This window comes from Empedobacter sp. R750 (genome assembly GCF_030324345.1).
In the GTDB taxonomy this organism is placed as follows: Bacteria; Bacteroidota; Bacteroidia; order Flavobacteriales; family Weeksellaceae; genus Empedobacter; species Empedobacter falsenii_C.
Window position 1 is genome coordinate 258,060 of record NZ_JACAGF010000001.1, and the last position, 19,854, is coordinate 277,913.

At 37.1% G+C, this 19,854-nt stretch carries 15 protein-coding genes, 1 pseudogene and 1 riboswitch; of the genes and pseudogenes, 9 read left to right on the forward strand and 7 right to left on the reverse strand.

What is annotated here, in order from left to right; all coding sequences use genetic code 11:
- Positions 1-2 precede the first annotated feature (2 nt).
- The 8 genes from traN to HXZ74_RS01375 all read left to right on the forward strand — a co-directional run bounded on the left by traN (position 3) and on the right by HXZ74_RS01375 (position 12,999).
- On the forward strand, positions 3-872 hold the full coding sequence (gene traN, locus HXZ74_RS01340; RefSeq protein WP_286473493.1) for a conjugative transposon protein TraN: 870 nt from the start codon (positions 3-5) through the stop codon (positions 870-872).
- Between the two features lies 1 nt (position 873).
- The gene (locus HXZ74_RS01345; protein ID WP_286473496.1) at positions 874-1,179 is read left to right on the forward strand and encodes a hypothetical protein; all 306 of its coding nucleotides are present in this window, start codon (positions 874-876) and stop codon (positions 1,177-1,179) included.
- A gap of 4 nt (positions 1,180-1,183) precedes the next feature.
- Entirely contained in the window at positions 1,184-3,169 is a 1,986-nt protein-coding gene (locus tag HXZ74_RS01350) for a type IV secretion system DNA-binding domain-containing protein (protein WP_286473498.1), read from the forward strand.
- 32 nt (positions 3,170-3,201) lie between these two features.
- The gene (locus HXZ74_RS01355) at positions 3,202-4,044 is read left to right on the forward strand and encodes a M23 family metallopeptidase (RefSeq protein WP_286473502.1); all 843 of its coding nucleotides are present in this window, start codon (positions 3,202-3,204) and stop codon (positions 4,042-4,044) included.
- Entirely contained in the window at positions 4,037-4,756 is a 720-nt protein-coding gene (locus HXZ74_RS01360) for a hypothetical protein (protein ID WP_286473504.1), read from the forward strand. Before HXZ74_RS01355 ends, HXZ74_RS01360 begins: the two co-directional genes overlap by 8 nt.
- A gap of 196 nt (positions 4,757-4,952) precedes the next feature.
- Positions 4,953-7,040, forward strand: coding sequence for a hypothetical protein (locus tag HXZ74_RS01365; RefSeq protein WP_286473506.1), 2,088 nt, complete (start codon positions 4,953-4,955; stop codon positions 7,038-7,040).
- Positions 7,041-7,109: 69 nt separating this feature from the next.
- On the forward strand, positions 7,110-7,790 hold the full coding sequence (locus tag HXZ74_RS01370; RefSeq protein ID WP_219035390.1) for a hypothetical protein: 681 nt from the start codon (positions 7,110-7,112) through the stop codon (positions 7,788-7,790).
- A gap of 4 nt (positions 7,791-7,794) precedes the next feature.
- Complete coding sequence (locus HXZ74_RS01375) at positions 7,795-12,999, forward strand: Eco57I restriction-modification methylase domain-containing protein (RefSeq protein WP_435653705.1); 5,205 nt, start codon at positions 7,795-7,797, stop codon at positions 12,997-12,999.
- 412 nt (positions 13,000-13,411) lie between these two features.
- Here the strand turns inward: HXZ74_RS01375 and HXZ74_RS01380 are convergent, their stop codons facing one another.
- The 7 genes from HXZ74_RS01380 to HXZ74_RS01410 all read right to left on the reverse strand — a co-directional run bounded on the left by HXZ74_RS01380 (position 13,412) and on the right by HXZ74_RS01410 (position 18,391).
- Positions 13,412-14,167 (reverse strand): type 1 glutamine amidotransferase domain-containing protein, encoded by a 756-nt coding sequence (locus tag HXZ74_RS01380; protein ID WP_219035389.1) that lies wholly within the window; start codon positions 14,165-14,167, stop codon positions 13,412-13,414.
- Positions 14,168-14,235: 68 nt separating this feature from the next.
- The gene (locus HXZ74_RS01385; protein ID WP_286473508.1) at positions 14,236-14,991 is read right to left on the reverse strand and encodes an SDR family oxidoreductase; all 756 of its coding nucleotides are present in this window, start codon (positions 14,989-14,991) and stop codon (positions 14,236-14,238) included.
- A 58-nt stretch (positions 14,992-15,049) separates the two neighbouring features.
- The gene (locus HXZ74_RS01390) at positions 15,050-15,445 is read right to left on the reverse strand and encodes a helix-turn-helix domain-containing protein (protein WP_219034828.1); all 396 of its coding nucleotides are present in this window, start codon (positions 15,443-15,445) and stop codon (positions 15,050-15,052) included.
- 158 nt (positions 15,446-15,603) lie between these two features.
- Positions 15,604-15,780: a BF3379 family histone-like protein gene (locus HXZ74_RS01395; RefSeq protein ID WP_219034823.1), complete on the reverse strand. Its 177-nt coding sequence runs from the start codon at positions 15,778-15,780 to the stop codon at positions 15,604-15,606.
- A 61-nt stretch (positions 15,781-15,841) separates the two neighbouring features.
- The gene (locus tag HXZ74_RS01400; protein WP_219034826.1) at positions 15,842-16,597 is read right to left on the reverse strand and encodes an amidohydrolase family protein; all 756 of its coding nucleotides are present in this window, start codon (positions 16,595-16,597) and stop codon (positions 15,842-15,844) included.
- A 12-nt stretch (positions 16,598-16,609) separates the two neighbouring features.
- Complete coding sequence (locus HXZ74_RS01405) at positions 16,610-17,026, reverse strand: thioesterase family protein (protein WP_219034825.1); 417 nt, start codon at positions 17,024-17,026, stop codon at positions 16,610-16,612.
- Between the two features lie 57 nt (positions 17,027-17,083).
- Entirely contained in the window at positions 17,084-18,391 is a 1,308-nt protein-coding gene (locus HXZ74_RS01410) for a voltage-gated chloride channel family protein (RefSeq protein ID WP_219034824.1), read from the reverse strand.
- 30 nt (positions 18,392-18,421) lie between these two features.
- Positions 18,422-18,489: riboswitch (Fluoride riboswitch) on the reverse strand.
- Positions 18,490-18,675: 186 nt separating this feature from the next.
- Here HXZ74_RS01410 and nhaA point away from each other — a divergent pair.
- A pseudogene (nhaA, locus tag HXZ74_RS01415) lies at positions 18,676-19,846 on the forward strand (Na+/H+ antiporter NhaA).
- Positions 19,847-19,854 lie beyond the last annotated feature (8 nt).

A 19,854-nucleotide genomic window follows, 5' to 3' on the forward strand; every position in this document is an offset into this window, starting at 1 on the left:
AAATGAAAGCAATTTTATATGCCCTGCTACTATTTACAGCCCAATTTTTAACAGCCCAAACTGCCACTAAAGAACAGATCATTTCCGATTTACCGGAATTGGAAATTACTGAAGGAATTAACCTGCATATTATTTCACCGGAACCAATTCAGTATGTGGATTTATCTACTCATAAGCTCACAGGAGATTTGCCATCCGGCAATATTGCAAGAATTAAAATTACAGACAATCCCGAATCTAATGAGGGAGAAAAAATGAAAAAACCTTCTGCTTTTTTTAATGGAGATAATATTGGAATTATCACTGTTGTCGGGCAATCTTTCATCGCCCAATACAAAGCGGTTTACAGAAATTCCGAAAATTTGAATACGGTTACCAATATTCATATCCAGCCGGAAGAAATGCAGCCCATAGAGTTTGATAAAATGAGCTTTTCAAATTATGAACTGAGAAAATTTGCAATGGGCATCATTCAGAAAAAATCGGAGAAAAACCCTATACGGGAAGAGAAAAACCTGAAGCTTACGGTTCAGCTCAATAATGTATATGTGATGAGCGATTACATATTTTTAGATATGACTTTTAAGAATAACTCAAACCTTAGCTATGATATTGAGGCGTTGAAGTTTTCCATAGAAGACAAAAAAATCCATAAGGCTACGAATAATCAAAGCATTGAGATGATTCCCCTTTTTCAGCTGAACCCACAAAAACACTTCAGGAAAAATTTCAGGAATATTTATGTGTTCAAAAAATTCACATATCCGAACTCTAAAGTGATGATGATCCGCCTGATTGAAGAGCAGCTCTCAGGACGAACCATTGAAATGAAGGTTAACTATTCCGATATTCTTAAAGCAGATACATTTTAACATGGAATACACTATAAAATTATCAGAATCCAAGGCTAAAGAATTGAGAGAGGAAGCTATCCTGTTTGGAATAGATGATATCGGAGAGTTCGTATTGGAGAAGATGAAAGCAACGATACGATGGGAAGAAAGTGAATCCATTAGAAATCTGATGCAGGAGAAAATATTATCTGTGAAGGAAAAAAATACCCTGAAAGAATTTGGAAAGAATTATTTTGAAGACTTACACAAAGCAAAAGTATTTTTTGACAATGAAGAGTTTTTTGTGATCAGCCTCAAATCAAAATTAAAGGAAAATAAAATTTAGAAAAATGCAAGAACAACAGCACCAGATCAAAATTTACGGATTTCTGCAAAAAGTAGTGTATGCAGTAGTTGCGTTGGATTGTGCATCGCTCTTTTATCTGTATGCCGATATTCCGGTACTTTCCAATTTGCTGAAAAATTTCTCAAAAATGAGTTTCATCTATCCTCCTGTCAATGCCAAGTTTGCGACACTTGTTTTGATAGGATTGGTTGCTATCGGAACAAAAGCACAGAAAAAGAAAGACTTAAATGTTGGTACTGAAATCGTTATTCCTATAACATTAGGCTTAATCATGATTTTCTCCTCACTGATATGGCAGAACGAAGCAGGAAATACCAAACTCCCTAAAATTTTCCCGGGATTTAACCTATATCAGGTTATTTATGTGGTTCTTTCATTCTTAGGAGCGGTTATTCTTCAGATGGGTGCAGATTCGATTTCGAAATATATGCGTCAGAAAATGGGAAAAGACCGTTGGAATGTAGAAGAAGAAAGTTTCGACCAGAACAAGGAACTGGTAGATACGGATACAAGTGTCAATATTCCGTATCTGTTCCGGTACAACGGAAAAAACAATAAAGGCTGGATCAATTTGAATCCTTTCAGGGGAACAATGGTCATCGGAACACCGGGATCGGGTAAATCTTTTGGTGTCATTAATCCGGCAATCCGACAGATGATCGCCAAAGGTTTCTGTCTATGTATTTACGACTTTAAATTTCCTGACTTGGCACAGATAGCCTATTACCATTATTTATTGAAGAAAAGCAAAGATTTGGATTATAATTACAACTTTCACGTCATCAATCTGAATGAAGTCGAGAAATCAAAAAGAGTAAATCCATTCCGGAAAGAATATGTAAAAACACTGGCAGAAGCTCAGGAAATGGCGGAAGCAATGGTTTCCTCACTTCAAAAAGGAGGGGCAAGTGCCGGTGGCGGTTCAGACCAGTTCTTTACACAGTCTGCAATTAATTTTCTCTCTTCGTGCATTTATTTTTTTGCCACACACGAAAACGGAAAATATTCGGACTTACCGCATATTCTTTCCTTCATGAATAGAAGCTACAAAGAAATTTTTGATACACTTTTTCATCACGAAGAATTGTATTCCCTGCTTTCGCCTTTCAAAACAGCTTATGATAACAAGGCGTTTGACCAGTTAGAGGGACAGGTAGGAACACTCAAAATTTTCCTCTCCCGATTAGCAACCAAGGAAAGCTTCTGGGTATTTTCAGGAGATGATGTGGAACTAAAAATTACCGATAGAGAAAATCCGTCTATTATTATCCTGGCTTCCGACCCGGGAACGCAGGATATTAATTCAGCTTTGTATTCTGCTGTTTTGAATAGAACATTACGTTTGATAAATTCCAAACATAATTTACCAGGAGGAATCATAACAGACGAATTTCCAACGATTTACATCCACAAAATTGACAATGTGGTGGCAACCGCAAGAAGTAACAGAGTTGCTGTATTATTGGGACTTCAGGAACTTCCACAACTTCGCCAGTTCTATAAAAAAGAAGTAGCAGACACAATTTCCGCAATTGTCGGAAATATTCTTTCCGGTTCAGCGAGAGATAAGAATACTTTGGAGTGGCTCGAAAAACTGTTTGGTAAAATCAAGCAAAAATCGTTTTCCCAATCCATATCACAGCAAGGAACCACTACCAGCATCAACGAAAAAATGGATTTTATGATTCCTGCCGGAAAAATCGCGGCATTAAGAACCGGAGAAATGGCTGGAATGATTGCCCAGGGGGAAGAAAATGACACCGATGAATACAAGACGTCTGCTATCAACGGAAAAATCAATCTTGATATGAAAGCCATTAAACAAGAGGAAAGCAATTACGTCAAAATGCCCTCCTATTATTCGTTTGTGGACAAAGCCGGAAACAACCGCAAGGAAGATGTTCTGATGACCAATTTCAGAAAAATCAATAAGGAAGTAGAGCTGATTGTTAATGAGCTTGTGAAATAATTAAAAGATTTAAATAGTAAAGAACTGAAAAAATGAACAAAATTTTACAGAAATACATGACTGTTGTTTGTATCGCTTTCGGAAGTTTTGCCTTCGGGCAATTCAACACACTGAAACCGTCTGCACCCAAAAAGCAGGAAACAAACATCACCTCAGATTCGGATAATAGTAAAATCACGGAACCTCAAAAAGAAAGGAAAGAAAAAAAATCATGGAAAGATGTTTTCGGCATTACCACAAAAGCTGATTTAAAAAATGAAATTGATTCCCTGAAAGCCATGATTAAGGAAAGTTTAGCATCCAACAATACAAAATGGAATCTGAAAAAATCACAGGATTCCCTGCTCTTCTCCTTTCAAAGTAAAATGATAGACCAACCTCAAAATAACAGAAACAGGTTTGCTCAATATGATTTTGTCAATGAACCGAAAGAAGCAAATTTTTCAAAAATCGTAATGCCATTAAACCGGAAAATATCCGTTACATCACCTTACGGAACAAGGATACATCCGATTTTCGGAACTTCTAAATTTCATAACGGAGTTGATCTGGCTGCCCATTACGAAAATGTCTATTCGGTTTTAGACGGAATTGTTACCGAAACAGGCTGGGACAATAAAGGAGGTGGAAATTACATTAAAATCCGGCATTTTAATCGCTTTGAAACCGCTTATCTGCATCTTTCCGAAATTTATTACCGTGCAGGTGAGCAGGTAAATGCAGGATTCATCATTGCCAAAAGCGGGAATTCCGGAAATTCTACGGGACCGCATCTGCATTTTTCAGTAAAAGAGTTCGGACAAAGCATCAATCCTGCTCATTTTTTAAACGACCTAATAAAAGTAAATAATCTAATCGCGCTATACAATGAATAACGAAACATTACCTACAGATGATTTAAAGAAATACGGAATCATCAACGAAGACCTATCATTCTCCAAAAAACTCAATGAGGGTGATATTCAGAAATTTCTGCAAGGATATACTATCGTTGCAGACAATGATAAAAACAGAGCTACTTTTCAATTGGTAGAAAACAATACCAGGCTGAAGGTTATCTTTTTGGAAAGGGATAAAAGCCTGTCAGAAATCCTTGAAAAGAGCAAAGAAAAAATTCAGTATTCTGAAACAAGAGCACAATATGGTATTAATGACGATAAGCATTCTGCCCAATTAAGCTTTTCAAAACAGGCATTTATTTTTGACAGGGAAACGGACACCGTAAAGGAACTGGATTTTATCAAAAATGCTCCTGAGCTTACAAAACTCGTGACAGAAAGGAAAAAGCCGGATGAAATCAGCCAATACAAATCAGAACTTGAAAATTTGAAAAATTTTCTCTACGATAAAATAGACCAATATCCGGAAATAGCCAAAGATATTGCTGGTGATTTGAATATTGTCGATAAGGAAATCAGTTCAATTTCTACAAGCTTCAGTACGGAACGACACCTTGACAATGACCAACATAATGGAGTTCAGCTCGACGTAAATGACCCTGATATGTATGAGGATGCCAATCGACACCGTGAAGAAGAACAGCAGCAGGAAGAAGAATTACACAGACCCAAAGGCAGGGGAAGATAATTTTTCTGATGATATTCAAAACAAGTACTTATATAAGTGCTTGTTTTTGTTTTCAGATCGATATTTCCTTTTAGAGTAGTTTTTAGTCTTAATTAGTAGTTTTTAGTATTCAACCTATTGATAGTATATGTTTTATGGCTTCTAATGGTCAAATTTGCGAGATATTTCTTAATTCAAATAAGATAATCCTAATAAGATGGAAAACGAACTATCCTGGTTAGACAGAATCATTATTCCTAAGACACAAGCATATAAAAACTATATTAAAGAAATGGAACGTACACCTACAGAACGGTGGATGATGGATGGGGAAAGAAAATTTACAGAAAAAGAAGAAAAGTTTCTTCAAATCTATGATCATAAAAATGGAAATAAAGCGAATATGAATCCTAGTCGATTTGTTGTTCTTGAAAATGACAAACGGCATCATTTTCCAAATTTTGCTGAAACTGTAAAATTTATAGAAAAAATAGATTTTTCTAATTCTAAAACTTATGTTGTTCAGGATCGTCAAAATGATTTGCAATTAAATATTAATAAGCTGATTGATAAGCACAAATTATTAGCCGATTTATATGCCAAAGAACTTACTCAAAAAACAGATTTAAGCTCCGGAATGACCAAAACACAGATAGATGAAAAACAAGCCTATCATTTCCGGAATTATGAAATTGAAGCTAAAAGGCTAGGAATAGAAATAACTCCATTTATTGAAATTGGTAAAACCAAATTGGACATCCAAAATAAAGCTTCAGAAATAGTAAATATTTTGAATAATAGTAAAAAAACACTGATGCTTGATGCTTCTACTCCTGGTATTGCAGGATCAATTACAGAGATTGATTCGCCTGAAAGTCTTGTAAAGAATTTGGAGAGACATTTTATTCCGGAAGGTTACAATAAATCAATTTCTATAAGACCATATGGAGAACATTCAATGCCTCCAATTTTTCATACAACTGACGAAGGTTTGAAAAACGAATTCGTTTCTAGTTTAAAAGAAATTCTTAATGGTAGAAATTTATCGGCTATTCGACCTGATATTTCTCATGAGTTCTCTAAAGATCAGATACAAGAACTATCAACGAAATTACAAACTCATTATGATAAAAATGAAATTCCTGGGTATAATTTCAATGAAAACGTTACAAAAAACATCCTTCCAGCTGCAATAGAAATTGCAAAAATGGATGAAGGATTAAAGAATACAGTTCTCAGTTATATACAAACTTTTCCACCTTATTATCCACAACAGGCAGATTTTAGGGATGACAGTTATGACAGAGGGGAAAGTGATTATCAAAAAAGTTTATTTGAATACAATAACGTTACCGAGCCTGAATACTCAAGTAAGCTAAATTCTTTATCAAGAACTCTTGAAGCCTCTAATATTAATGTTTCAAATCTGCCAGAGATGGAGAGTCAATTTGAGGCACATTATTTCTCGGAATTAGTTGATGAGTTAAAGAGAAATTTTTCCAAAGAAATATCAGAAATAAACATTCAAAATTTATATAACAATAAAACCCCAGAAATTATGGAAAAAGAATTCGACCAGTTAGAATATTTGAAAGCGCAATTCAGATATTTAGGTTTCGGAGGCGGAGAACAACTCCACAAAGATTTAGAAAAAGGCGTCAATTCCAAGAAACAGCAATTTGAAATTAAAACCACATCCGACAAAACATTGCCCGGAAACAAGGTTGATTTTACCTTGAAATTCAACAAAACTGAAAAAGGTGGCGTTTTTCTGAACTCTTACGATGCAAACCTGACCAACGAAAAGGGAGAATCCGTTTCCCAGAATTTCAGAGTAAGTAAGGAAAACTCGTATACAGCAAAAGAAGCGATCAATCTTTTAGAGGGACGTTCTGTAAAAATTGAGTTCGATAATCCCAAATCGAAAGAAAGAGAGCCAGCTTTTGTAAAGCTGAACTTTGGAGAGGAAAAGAACCAATGGGGCAACTACAATTTTCAGATTTTCTACAAAAAATATGGTGTAGATGCTGCCGACATTGTAGAAAAATCCAATTTGGTTTTTGATAAGCCGGAATTCAAAGCAGACACCATTAAATCTTTGGAAAAAGGAAATATCGTCAAGGTAAAATTTGAAATGGATGACCAAGTTGTTGAAGGAAAAGCGGTTTTGAATCCTCAAAACAGAAATTTGAAACTCTATGATTCTGATATGAATCGAATCAATACCAACAAACCATTGGAGGGATTGGAACAAGACAACAAGCACGAAAAAAACAATGTGAAAGAACAAAGCATTAAACGCTAAAATACTACCTGACCCATATCTGAAAGCGGTAGGTCTTGTTGATTTACCGCTTTTTTAAATCCATCTAAAATGAATAAAAATTTAATACTCCCATTTTTTGTTTTGTTTTTTTTCTTGATTTCCTGCCACAAAGAAATCAAGGCAGAAAAAGGCGGAATCGACCTTATATCCAATGTGTATTTTGATGCTTCCAAAGGTTTAAACAAAATGCAGACTTTCCACGTTTCCAAAATCAATTATCAAAATGATTCGATCATTGAATTGGTTCCCGATTTGGAGTTTCCGGAAATGACAATGACCACCTATTTCATCAAAGATTCAGTTTTTTATGCTTTGGAAAATGATAATGCTTCAGCAGTTTTATCAGAAATACAAAAAAAGCAAAAACCGATTTCTGTTTATAGCAAAACTTCCGGAGCAGTCTTCACGAAAGACCCGATTCTCAATTACAGGAACCGCCGGAAATTAAGCGATACCGTCCTTTTTAAAAAGAACTACAAGCGTTTTGAAATCAATTCACCTTGGAATTATACCCGATATTACATTTATCCGACTGACACTATTCTGCCTTATTCCTTTTACAAAGAAGTTGATGAAAATTATCATGGAAGAATTGAAAGAATAGATTCTTACGATAAAGAGAAAGATATTTTCGTATCCATGCAGCTGATTCCACGAAAAAACTGGGATTCGGAAGCCGAAGAACTATTCAGATTCAACCGCTTTATTGAAAGCAGGAAAAAGAAGTAACCGTATGAATTTTCCGAAACAAGAAGCCACAGCAGTTGCGGAGAATCAATCCTCTGCAAGAATCATCAGTCAGATAAGCCCCAACAGATATAAGCTCACAGAATATTTTGAAGAAAAAGGGATTTCAAAAAATCTCATTCATCAGAATACCTCCCAGGTTTATTACGAATATTCAGGGAAAAAATATCTCGGCATCGCCATACCCACTCATTCCGGAGGATTTGAAATTCTGTATCCGCAGAATCATAATTCAATCGGCAAATCCGGTATTTCTGAGATCAAAGGAAGCAAAAACGAAATGGTCGTTTTTGAAAATGCGTTGGACACCCTGTCTTTTCTCCGGCTTTTGGAAATGGAGAACAGGAAGAACAGCAGAACCTTAATCACACTGAATTCTACGGAAAATACGGATTTTCTTTTTGAACGGTATAAAAATTTTGATGGAAAAATAATGCTGTGCCTGAACGGAAATTCCACAGGAAATACCACAACCCAAAAGATTTCGGATTTTTTTGAGGGCAGGAATATTCGGGATGTCCGTTCATTTTACGGCATTTCAGAATCAGGAAACAGCAGTTTGCATCATTATTTGAGAAACAAGCTCAGCAATGAGCAGAAAATCACTAATTTTAGCACATTAAATAGTTCAAAAGATGAAAACACTGCAATTAAATCCGGAACAGTTCCCGAAACTCAGCAAGTGGAATCCGGAACATCTCGACAAAACGCTGGAAAGTCTTTCGAGGAAAGCCAATCCGTCCAAGACCGAAATAACACTTCAAGAGAAGGAGTGGGCAGCGACGATGCTGGAAATGGACTTGCAGGCACAGAACGGAGCCATGTGGGAGGAGGACAACCAGGAAGATCCGCAATTAGCCCACAACAAAATCATGTTCGAAAAAATGAAGAAGGAGAATATTCCCTGGGAGGAATATTAGATCTGGCGACAGGAATACAGGAATTAGATGCTCTTATTTTACAATACAAAGGGCAAAAGCTTACCAATGAACAGGTTGCGGAAGTAGTTTCCGCAGCCTGCTTTGTTTCTGATGATCAAAAAATCCTGCTCAAGGAAAACCTGAGTATTACGGATGATTTAAAGAACATCTGCAACCAGTACAAATCCGGAGGAACAGATAAGAAAGGTCGTGGAATACTCGATGAATATTACACCGATTCCAAAATTGTCGATGCTGTTCAGAATCTCATCAGAAACGAATTTAAAGGGCAACATCACATCAGCGTTTTGGAACCGAGCATCGGAACAGGAAATTTTGTTTACGCTGCAAAAGGTCTTGATATAAAAAGTGATATTTCCGCCTTTGAAATCAACGAAACTACGGCAAAAATTGCCAAAATCTTTCATCCTGAAGTAAGCATCAACCTTCGTTCCTTTGAAACCGAATTTATCGGGGAAACAGGAATTAAAACCAATCCCGAAGAATTTAAAAATAAGTACGACCTTATCATCGGCAATCCGCCTTATGGTGACCACAGAGGCTATTACAAAGGATTAGGAGAAGAACCCAATATTTCCAAATATGAAGATTATTTCATAAAACGCAGTCTGGATGTTCTGAAGGACGGCGGAACTCTGGCAATGGTTCTTCCTTCTGCATGGCTGAACAGGCAGAAAAAATTAAACGGTGCCGAGATAACCAATGCGTTCAGGCTGCCTTCGGGAGTTTTTGCCGGGACTAAAATCGGTACCGATATCATTATTCTTAAGAAAAATACCCATAAACAAGCTCAGGATATTTCCGGATATTTTACCCAAAATAAGGACAGAGTTTTGGGCGAAATAAAAGAAAGAAGCAACCAGTTCGGAAGAATGGAAGCTTATGTTTCCGGAAACCTTGATGATGCCCTGATTCAAATTGAAAAAATCCAATCTCAAAAAAATACCGAAAGAATCGGAAATCTCTTTGAAGATCTTTTTGCTGATAACGGCACCAATAAGGAAGCTAAAGAAGCTTCGACTTCAGGCAGGACAGCAAAAAAAATACAGACCGCTATTTTGGATAAAAGGCAGGAAAGAAAAGCGTTGCTTACCAATGCTCAGAATAAAGTAATTGAAGTCCTCCAAACGCTCAATGATATTAAATTCAAATCTCCGGCAGTCAGTGCTGAAATCCGAAAATATGAAAAGTTAAAAACAAATGTCGACACTCTTTCCCCTGACCAGCTGAATAAGCTTTTTCAGAATGCAGAAAAAATACTGGAAAGAAATTCTGCAAAAAATGAAGAGTACAAAGTTCAGAATAAACCTGATATAAAACCAAGTATTCTCAAATACCAATTCAAAAAAGAAGATGCCATTGTCCCTACATCTTTGCAGAACAGCCCTGATATTTCACAGGAACTCATTGATGCTTTCAGAGATACCGATTATGACGGAACGCTGAATAATTACGGTAAACACTACAAATTTGCCAATTATATTGACGGACAATGGATTCACGATTTTTATTACGCTGAAGGAAATATTTACAAAAAATTAGAACAGCTTGAAATTGATTTTTCTGATAAATATGCTGTCGGAGGAACTAAAGACCAATATGAAAAACAGAAAGCATTATTGGAAAAAGTGCTTCCTAAAGCCAAAACATTAGATGAGATCATTATCAGTCCGAATCATGAGTTTGTGCATCAATTTCATCTGGGAACTGTTGAGAAGATGCGATATAATGCGGCTTTAAGGCAACAAGAAGCGTTCATTGAAAGTTACAGTCTTGCTGATAAATTCAAGGACTTTATCCTCGAGCTTCCTTCTGAAGCCTTTGCAGGTTCATCTTCATGGGAAGTCCGCCAGTTTGTCGATAATGAAACCGTTACCGGAAGCGACAAGGAGAGAAATGCCCTGATTCGGGAAAGGAGAAAAGAAGCCGCTAACGATTTATTCGGCAAATTTCTTCGGGAAGAATTGCAGGAAGATTTAAAGAAGCGTTTTGTAAAAGATTTCAACCGGAATTACAATAGTATTTACGTCCCCAATTATTCCCAATTTCCTTTGTTTTCAAAAATTCACCAAAATTTCAAAGGAAAGGAGCTGCGTTTAACAGAAGTTCAGAAAGGAGGAATCGGAAGAATGACCACAAAAGGTGTTGGATTATTGGCACACGAGGTCGGATTCGGGAAAACCCTTTCGGGAATTCTCTCGATGCATGAAGCAATGGAACGGGAAAATGCTGCAAGACCACTCATAGTTGTTCCGAACAATAGTATTCTCAAACAATGGGTGGATACGATTTTTGAAACCATTCCGGATGCGAAAGTAAACGTTTTAGGAAATCTCGGCAGAGATTACGATTTGTCAAAATTCGATAATAAGGACGGTGAAATTACGCTCGTTACTTATGAGGGTTTCAATAATATCGGATTCTCAAAGGAAATTACGGAAAGACTGGCTTCCAGATTTAATTATATCTCTGCAAGCGAGCTCAAAGGGATAACAAATTCCGAAAGGGATTTTCAGAAAGAACTGGAAAAAGATAAAGAGGTGCAGGGAAAGATGAAACGTGGAAAAATCTATGACTGGGAAGATTTCGGATTCGACCATATGACTTTTGATGAAGCTCACAATGCCAATCACATCATTGGAAAAGTAAGAATCGAAGACCGTCGTTTCGCTTCCGATTTCCGGAGCCAGAACCAGCAGACTTCCAAGCTCGGAATCAATACATGGATGGCGGCACAATACATTCAGGAGCAGAATGACGGAAGAAATGTTTCTCTTCTTTCTGCAACTCCTTTTACCAACAAACCTTTGGAGTATTATTCCATTCTTTCACTGATTGCCAATAACCGTCTTGAAGACTCCGGCTATTTCAATGTCAATACGTTCTTTGAAACCTTTATGGAAGCGGATAATGATATGGAAATTGACGCCAAAGGCGATGTGAAATTCAAAACCAATGTCCGCAGGTTTAAAAACAATTCTCTTTTTCAGCAGTTGTTATCGGAATTTATTGATGTTAAAGGCGAAGAAGACAATCAGGAACTGATTCGTCCAAACAAACTCAATAAGGAATATAAAATTGAGCAGAATGACCTTACCGAAGAGCAATACGATATATTGGCGAAAAATTTTGACGGTGGTCAAAAAGGAGCAATTCTAACCCACATTTTAAATGCAAGAAAAATTGCCATATCTCCATACCTGTCACCTTATTATGATGGTGAAATCCCTACGGTAAAAGAGTTTGTTGAAAATTCTCCGAAATTAAATGAGACAATGAATTTAATCCGGCAGAACAAAAAAGATATTCCAGAATCGGGACAGCTCATTTATTCTGAGCTGGCAGTAGAAGAATTTCCAAAGCTCAAAGAATACCTTATACAGGAATTGGGCTACAAACCCGAGGAAATTGGAATCATTACCGGAGCAACAAGCAAAGCAAACCGTCTGAAAATCCAGGATAATTTCAATTCGGGAAAAATAAAAATTGTCATAGGCAGCGAAGCCATTCAGGAAGGAATGAATCTTCAGGAAAATACCTCAGATTTATATTTACTGACTTTGCCGTATAATTTCACATCATTAAGACAAGTAGAAGGAAGATTTTGGAGGCAGGGAAACAAGCACGAAAATATCAGAGCAAACTTTATGCTGACCAATGACAACATTGATGTTTTTATGCTTCAGAAACTGCAAGCTAAACAGGCGAGATATTTGGAAGCTATGAAGAAAGGCGCAGATGTAATCGACGTTTCGGACATTAATACGCAGGAACTGAAAACTGCCATTATCACCAATCCCGAAACCAGAGCCAATATTGAGATTGAGCTAATGAAAAAGCGGATTGAGAGCGAAAAGAATAAATTTCTTGCAGATAGTGCTTTTGTGTTGAGAAAGTATGAGGATTATAAAAAGGGAAAAATCACGAGGTCGGAACTGGCAGCAAAAGGGGTAAATGTCATAGAAATAGAAAAGCAAACTGAAATCACCGAAGCCAAGATCAAAGAGCTGGACTTACAGATAGAAAACCTGTCAGAGCTAAGAAAAGAATTAATCGCTCAATACAGATTAGAGAAAGAAGAATCCCTGAAAATCGCTAAAAACCGGGATTATGTAAAAGAAAGAGAAACGGATAATTCTGAATTATTTATACCTAAAGAACCTTATGCTGTTTTAAACAATAATCCCTTGATGGAAAAAGAAAATATTTTGAACGAACAATTTGAAATATTTTCAGGAAGAAAAAGGTGAAACTAAATCCCATTTTTATTCTATCATTCTGCCTTTGTAAGTAGACACAGGCATTTCCAAAAGTCACAATTCATATAAAAGAACCTAAAACAACTTGTATGTTATAGGAAAACTATCAGATCCCAATGTAATTTTTATTAAGAGTAATTATATAAGTTATACGAAAATAGTGTAAAATATTCACAGAAATTTTAGTTAAGAATTAAGAACAACACACATGATGGGAGTATTGCGGTGGATTCTGAAATAATGAAAAATTGTTATATATCAAAAATACTATATGCTGTAAAATATGATACCTACAGATAATATGTAATAAAAGGATTAAAATTTGTGTTTTTAATTACAAAAAAAAGTGGGAAGAAGTAACCCTTTCCACTTTTCCCTTATTGTTCTTACCAGGAAAAACAATCTATTCTGAAAGAGCCTCAATTACCAGTTGAGAGGCAAGGAAACTGCTGTGTTGCTGTTGTGCGGTAATCAATAACCCATCTCTTACAGCAAAAGGTTCTAATGCTCCGGCAACTTCAAAATTGGTGTTTGGATTTTTTCGTGCTTCGGTTTCGATAGTATAATCGTTTACTGTCATCCCGAACATTTCGTTAATCATATCTTCTTCGCTGTCTGCAAATCCCGTCCAGGTTTTTCCGTCGGCCAAAAGTTCTCCGTTGTTCAATCGTGTCCATAGCAATAAGGACGTGCCGTGGCAGATTAAACAAGTTACTTTACCCGCTTCATAAAAGTCTGCAATAAGCTGATGCAGTTTTGTGTCATCTTTGAAGGTAATCAATGGAGCTCCGCCACCGGCTACACAAACAGCATCGTAATCGTTTACATTGACATCACTGATTGCGATGGTATTTTGCATCCACCTCCCAAATTCTTTATGGTGTACAAAACCGATGCTGATCAAATCGTTGGGATAAGCTCCTTCGGGATTTTCGGGGTTGCTGTGTCCGTCAAACACAACTTTTCCGCCTTGGGGAGAAGCCACATCAACATCGTATCCTGCGTGGATGAAATCGAAAAATGGGCGTGTCATTTCTTCGGCAAAAAAACCGACTTCCATTCCGTGAAGTGGTGCGGCATTAGATACCAGACAAAGTACTCTTTTCTTTGGATAGGTATGCTGTGCTGATTTTCTGATTACATTATTTTGGCTGCTCATTTTTTAGAAATATTTTGTTGTTAAAAAAGAAAAAGGGAAATGGGTAAACAACCATTTCCCTTTATAAACTATCGGGTTGTATAACCACCATTTGCAAAAATAGTCTGTCCGGTAACCCACCAACCGTCAGTTACCAAAAATTCTACCAACGGAGCAATATCTTTGATGTCTGTCAAGCCACCCAGATCAGATGCCGATTTGTGATAAGCCACGGCATCATCACTTTCCTGTCCGTAGAAAAACGGGGTATCCATCGGTCCCGGAGCTACTGCTGTTACCGAAATTCCTCGGTGTCCAAATTCTTTAGAAGCGGCTCTGGTAAAATGTTCTACCGGTGCTTTTGCTCCTGCGTAGGTTGAATAATATCCGGTGAATGCTGCCAATAATGAGGTAACAATGGTATTGATTTTACCGTTATCATTTAGTTTTTTACCAGCTTCCTGAATAAAGAAATAGGCTACTTTTGAGTTAATATCACTCATTTTGTCATACTCTTCCTCAGTGGTATCTGCAAATGGTTTTTTCAGCACCATCCCAACAGTATTGATGGCGATATCTACTCCTCCGAATTTTTCGATGGCTGCATCAAAAAGTTTGGTGATGTTCTTTACATCGGTCAGATCTGCCTGAAACAAAAATGCTTCTCCACCGGCATTGGCAATGTCTGCCAATGTTTTTTCAGCATCTGCTTTTGTACTATCGCTATTGTAGTGGATCGCTACTTTTGCTCCTTTTGCTGCGAAATCGCGGCTTAATAATCCGCCTAAGTTTTTTGCACCACCTGCAATTAAGACTACTTTTCCGTTTACATCGTTTCTTGCCATTTTATTTGATTTTAACTGATTTACAATTTAATACTACAAAGATGGCGAGATGATCTGCTTATTTCGTGGTGAACTTTTCGGAATTTTTATTTTCTTTGCGATATTGACCTGGTGTTTGACCAACAAACTTTTTGAAAAATTTGGAGAAATTGGAGGGGTCGTAGGTGAGTATTTTTGCTATTTCAGCAATGGATTTATCTGTTTTGGAAAGCATTTTTTTTGCTTCATCAATAATTTTGTGGTCGTAAAAATGACAGGGATGATTACCTGTTTCTTTCTGAACGGTGTCGCTCAGGTGTTTGTGGGAGAGGAAAAGTTCTTCCGCAATTTGGTTGATTTCCATAAAATCACTTACAGTACCCGAAACCACATCCGCAATATGTTTGTCCAGAAACCGAAAGTAGGTTTGGGTAATTTCTTCGCTTCTCGTTATGTCCTGCTCTGTCTTTCCCATTTGGCGGTCTGTAAAATATCACAAAGATAAACTTTTATGCAAGCTTATCGATGGTGAACTTTTCGGATTTTTTATGATTGGAGCCTATACTTTATTATTGCAAACAGAAAATTCCGATAACAAAAAATCCCCTCAAAAATAGATAAGAGGGTTTTTTTTTAGCTTTTTGAAGCTTCTAAAGATGCTTTTCTGAACTCTTTTAATAGTTTCTCCAGTTCAAGTGATGCTTTACGGGCTCTTGTTCCGGCTGCTTTGTTGCCTTTTTCAGCTTGCAATTCTGCATCGGCTTTTAATGCTTCAAATGAAGCACTGATTTTTTCGATTAGTTCGTTCATTACGTTGATTTATTAAAATTCAATGGCAAAAATAGAAATAAAAAAATGGATATGTTCACGATTATCCGATTTCGACCCTACTATACCATTCAAAAGCATTGTTATAAAAGATATTTTCAAGTTCATCTGCCGAAAAATTTTCCTTTACCCGTTGTACATCTTTGTCTGAAAACGGAATTTTGGCACGTGTGGAAGGCAAGTCCGTACCGAACATTAATGCCTTTGGGTTGATGTGATAAATGGTTTTCATTGCTTCGATGGGATCAAAATCAATTCGTCCGAAACCTGTTGCTTTTACCTTTACGCCTTTTTCTACCCAATAATATAAATCTTTAAGTCCATCCTTTGATAATCCCAAATGGTCGATAGAAAATTGTGGAATATTTTGCAGAACAGATTTCAGTCTGCTTAAATCTACGCTGTCAATATAAAGTTCGGTATGCCATCCGTATTTTTCGAAAAGGTAGTTGGAAAGTTTTTCTATGTGTTCTATTTTTTCAGAACCGCCCCGTTTTACATTGAAACGCACGGCAACTATATTGGCATTGCTCAGCCGTTCTAATTCTTCATCCTTGATTGTTGCAGGAATATTGGCAACACCAAAAAAGTTATTGCCTAAAGTTTGCAGGGCATCTATCAAATATTCCTGGTCAAAAGCCTGAAACGAACCCGATACAATGGCTCCGCCTGCAATATCATAACTGCTTGTTGTGGTGAGATAATCCGCTGCGGTAAACTTGGGAGGTAAATAACCGTTGTTTTCTACCAACGGAAATTTAGGATTGATGATGTGAAAATGGGCATCAAATAATTTCATCGTCTTTTGTATTTAAAGTTCTTTGTTTAATCTCTTTTTAGCACTTCCTATTAGCCGTTCTGCACTTACGATCGCTCTTGTGTGTTCGCCTTTGCCAACAGAACCACCTTTGTCGAATACTTCAACATTGAAGTGGTACAACTTGCCTTCTTGTTTTACAAATGTAGCCAAAGCTCTCACTTCTTCATCTACCGTTGTAGCAGCTGTATGCAGAATATTTACCCCAACGCCAACAGACAATTCTCCTTCTTGTAAAAGAGATTGCATCATCCTTGCGGCTGCCAATTCCATTAAGGCAATCATTCTTGAGGTAGCAAATACTTCGGGAAATGCATCCTGTTCTGTTAATGGCAATGCGCTTGCCAGATCTGATGGTTTTACGATTAAAACCGCTTCGCTTGTTTGGTTTTCTTTTAATTGTTCTGACATATTGTTTGATTTTAAGTTATTCCTGTTTTAAAATAGTTCATTCAAAAAACACACATTTTAGAGATCATTTATTCGCTTTCGCTGATAATTTGAAAACCTTTGGTTTTTAGGCTCGCCAATCATCTGTGTCCGGTAAATGCTGTTGTGGCCAGACAACAGATACGCAACAATACAGGCAATGGCGGCATAAACGCCACATTCGGCACCAAAAAGTTCAATTGCCATAATACTGCAAGCAATAGGTGTATTGGTCGCTCCTGCAAAAACCGCAACAAACCCCATTCCTGCTAGAAGTCCGGTAGGCAACGGTATAAATAAACTTATTGCACTGCCCAATGCGGCTCCTACAAAAAACAAGGGTGTCACTTCTCCGCCTTTAAAACCTGCCGATAAGGTGATAATGGTAAACGCCATTTTCAAAGCAAAATCATAAGCAGGCAATTGTTGGTCGAAAGAAGCAACTATGGTAGGGATGCCCAAACCAATGTATTTTGTTGTGCCTATTGTCCAAACTGCCAATGCTATGATGATACCACCCAATAAAGGCCTTAGTGGAGGATAAGCGATTTTTGATTTGAAAACAGTTCCTGTGTGATGTATCACTTTGCTAAACGTGGCGGCACATAGCCCAAAAATAATCCCTGCAATGACGGCATAAATTATATTCAAAAAAGAAATGTCGGGAATAAAGCTAATATGGTAATGTGTATGATGTGTCTGCCATAGTTTGGTTACCAAATCGGCAATAATAGAAGCCGCAAAGGCAGGAAAAAGAGCATTGTATTTTAACCGTCCGATCAAAAAAACTTCCAAGCCAAAAATGGCTCCAGCCAATGGTGTTCCGAAAACAGAACCGAAACCTGCAGCGATAGCAGCGATAATTAAAATTTTGCGTTCACTTTCTATCAGCCGAAAAGGTTTGCTGAACTGGTCGGCAATAGCACCTGCCATTTGCAGTGCAGTGCCTTCACGTCCTGCCGAACCGCCAAAAAAATGTGTGGCAATGGTTCCGATATACACAAACGGTGCCATCCGGAACGGAATAGTTTTTTTTGGTTCGTGAATGGTGTCAATAAGCAGATTGTTTCCTGCTTCAACGTCTTTGCCAAAGTAATGATAAAGCAGCCCAATGAAGAAACCGCCCACCGGCAGTAATGCAATCAACCATAAATGGCTTTCGCGAAAATCAGTAACCCGATCCAAAGATTGTAAAAAACCTGCGGAAACACTTCCCACACATACTCCGATACATAAACAGATCAATGTCCATTTAAGAATATAGGGCAAAGCAGGATAACGTCTGAAAAAAACTTTTGCTGATAAATTGATTTTTTGACCGAATGACTTTTTGTTATTTATTGACATAACCAACCTGATTAAAATGTTAAACATTTAATTTAATCAGGCGTCATCAGCTTCTTTAAAGCGGTTGGGCAAGGAAGAACACCATTTCCTTTTTTGATACGTACAAATGTATATTTTTTTTGTTACAAATCATCGATTGCAATGAAATTTCCTTCGTTTTTTTATTTTTTAATGTCAAATAGCTGTTTCTACTATCTTTTTCTGTCCCGAATGTTCTGCCTTCGAAAGTTCCATTCTTCTGGTTAATATTGGTATATTGCGCTGTTTATTAGTAAGTCAGATATATGTCCAATATAATCAATTTAAACGTTTTCAAAAACTTTGTAAAATCGAGTAATTTTGGTGGTTTTCTCCTTTTTGTATGTGTCATCATTTCATTGATAGTAGCCAATACGTCTTGGGCTATACCGCTGCAAAACTTACTGGATACCAAATTGGGTTTTGAAAGCTATGGCATACATCTTCGTTATTCCATCAGTATGTGGATCAATGATGGCTTGATGGCTGTGTTTTTTCTTTTGGTAGGGCTAGAAATAAAACGGGAAATGGTAGAAGGCGAACTATCTTCTCCCAAAAAAGCAATGCTACCGATAATAGCCGCTATAGGTGGTGCGGTGGTACCAGCACTGATTTATATGTTTTTTAATTCGGGCAGCGAAACCTCTGGAGGATGGGGAATACCGATGGCTACTGATATTGCTTTTGCTTTATTTAGCCGTCATTTCTCTTTTAGATAAACGAATACCCGCTAGTTTAAAGATCTTTTTAGCTGCCTTAGCAATTGTAGATGATTTGATAGCCATTTTAGTAATCGCCGTTTTTTACTCATCTGGAATTGAGTATGATTATTTGATGTATGCTGGAGTGGGAATGATAGTGCTTGTATTGATGAATAGGCTAAGGGTGAAAAATCCTTATTTATACTTAATTCCAGGTGTTTTTATATGGTATTTTGTGCATCATTCGGGTATTCATGCTACAATTGCAGGAGTATTGGTAGCTATGACTTTGCCTACCAACGATACGGCTGTGGAGTCGCCATTGGAAAGATTGGAACACGCTCTTGTAAAACCTGTTAATTTTCTGATTATTCCCATCTTTGCATTTGCAAATACCAATATCACTATTCAGCACGAAATGATCGAAGGACTGACCTCTCCTTTGGGATTGGGTATTTCTTTGGGATTAATTTTTGGAAAACCTATAGTGATTGTGATCACCTCTTTTTTATGTTCCAAATTTGGCATTGGGCAGTTGCCAGCCAACAGTACCCTTATTCACATGATAGGTTTGGGCTTGGTAGCGGGTATAGGGTTTACGATGTCTATTTTTATATCAATGCTCTCTTTCGATAATCCTATTTTTATAGAGGAAGCTAAATTATCGGTATTAGTAACCTCGCTTATAGCAGGGATTTTAGGCTATTTGGTATTGAGATATTCGAGTAGAAAATAGTAATAAAA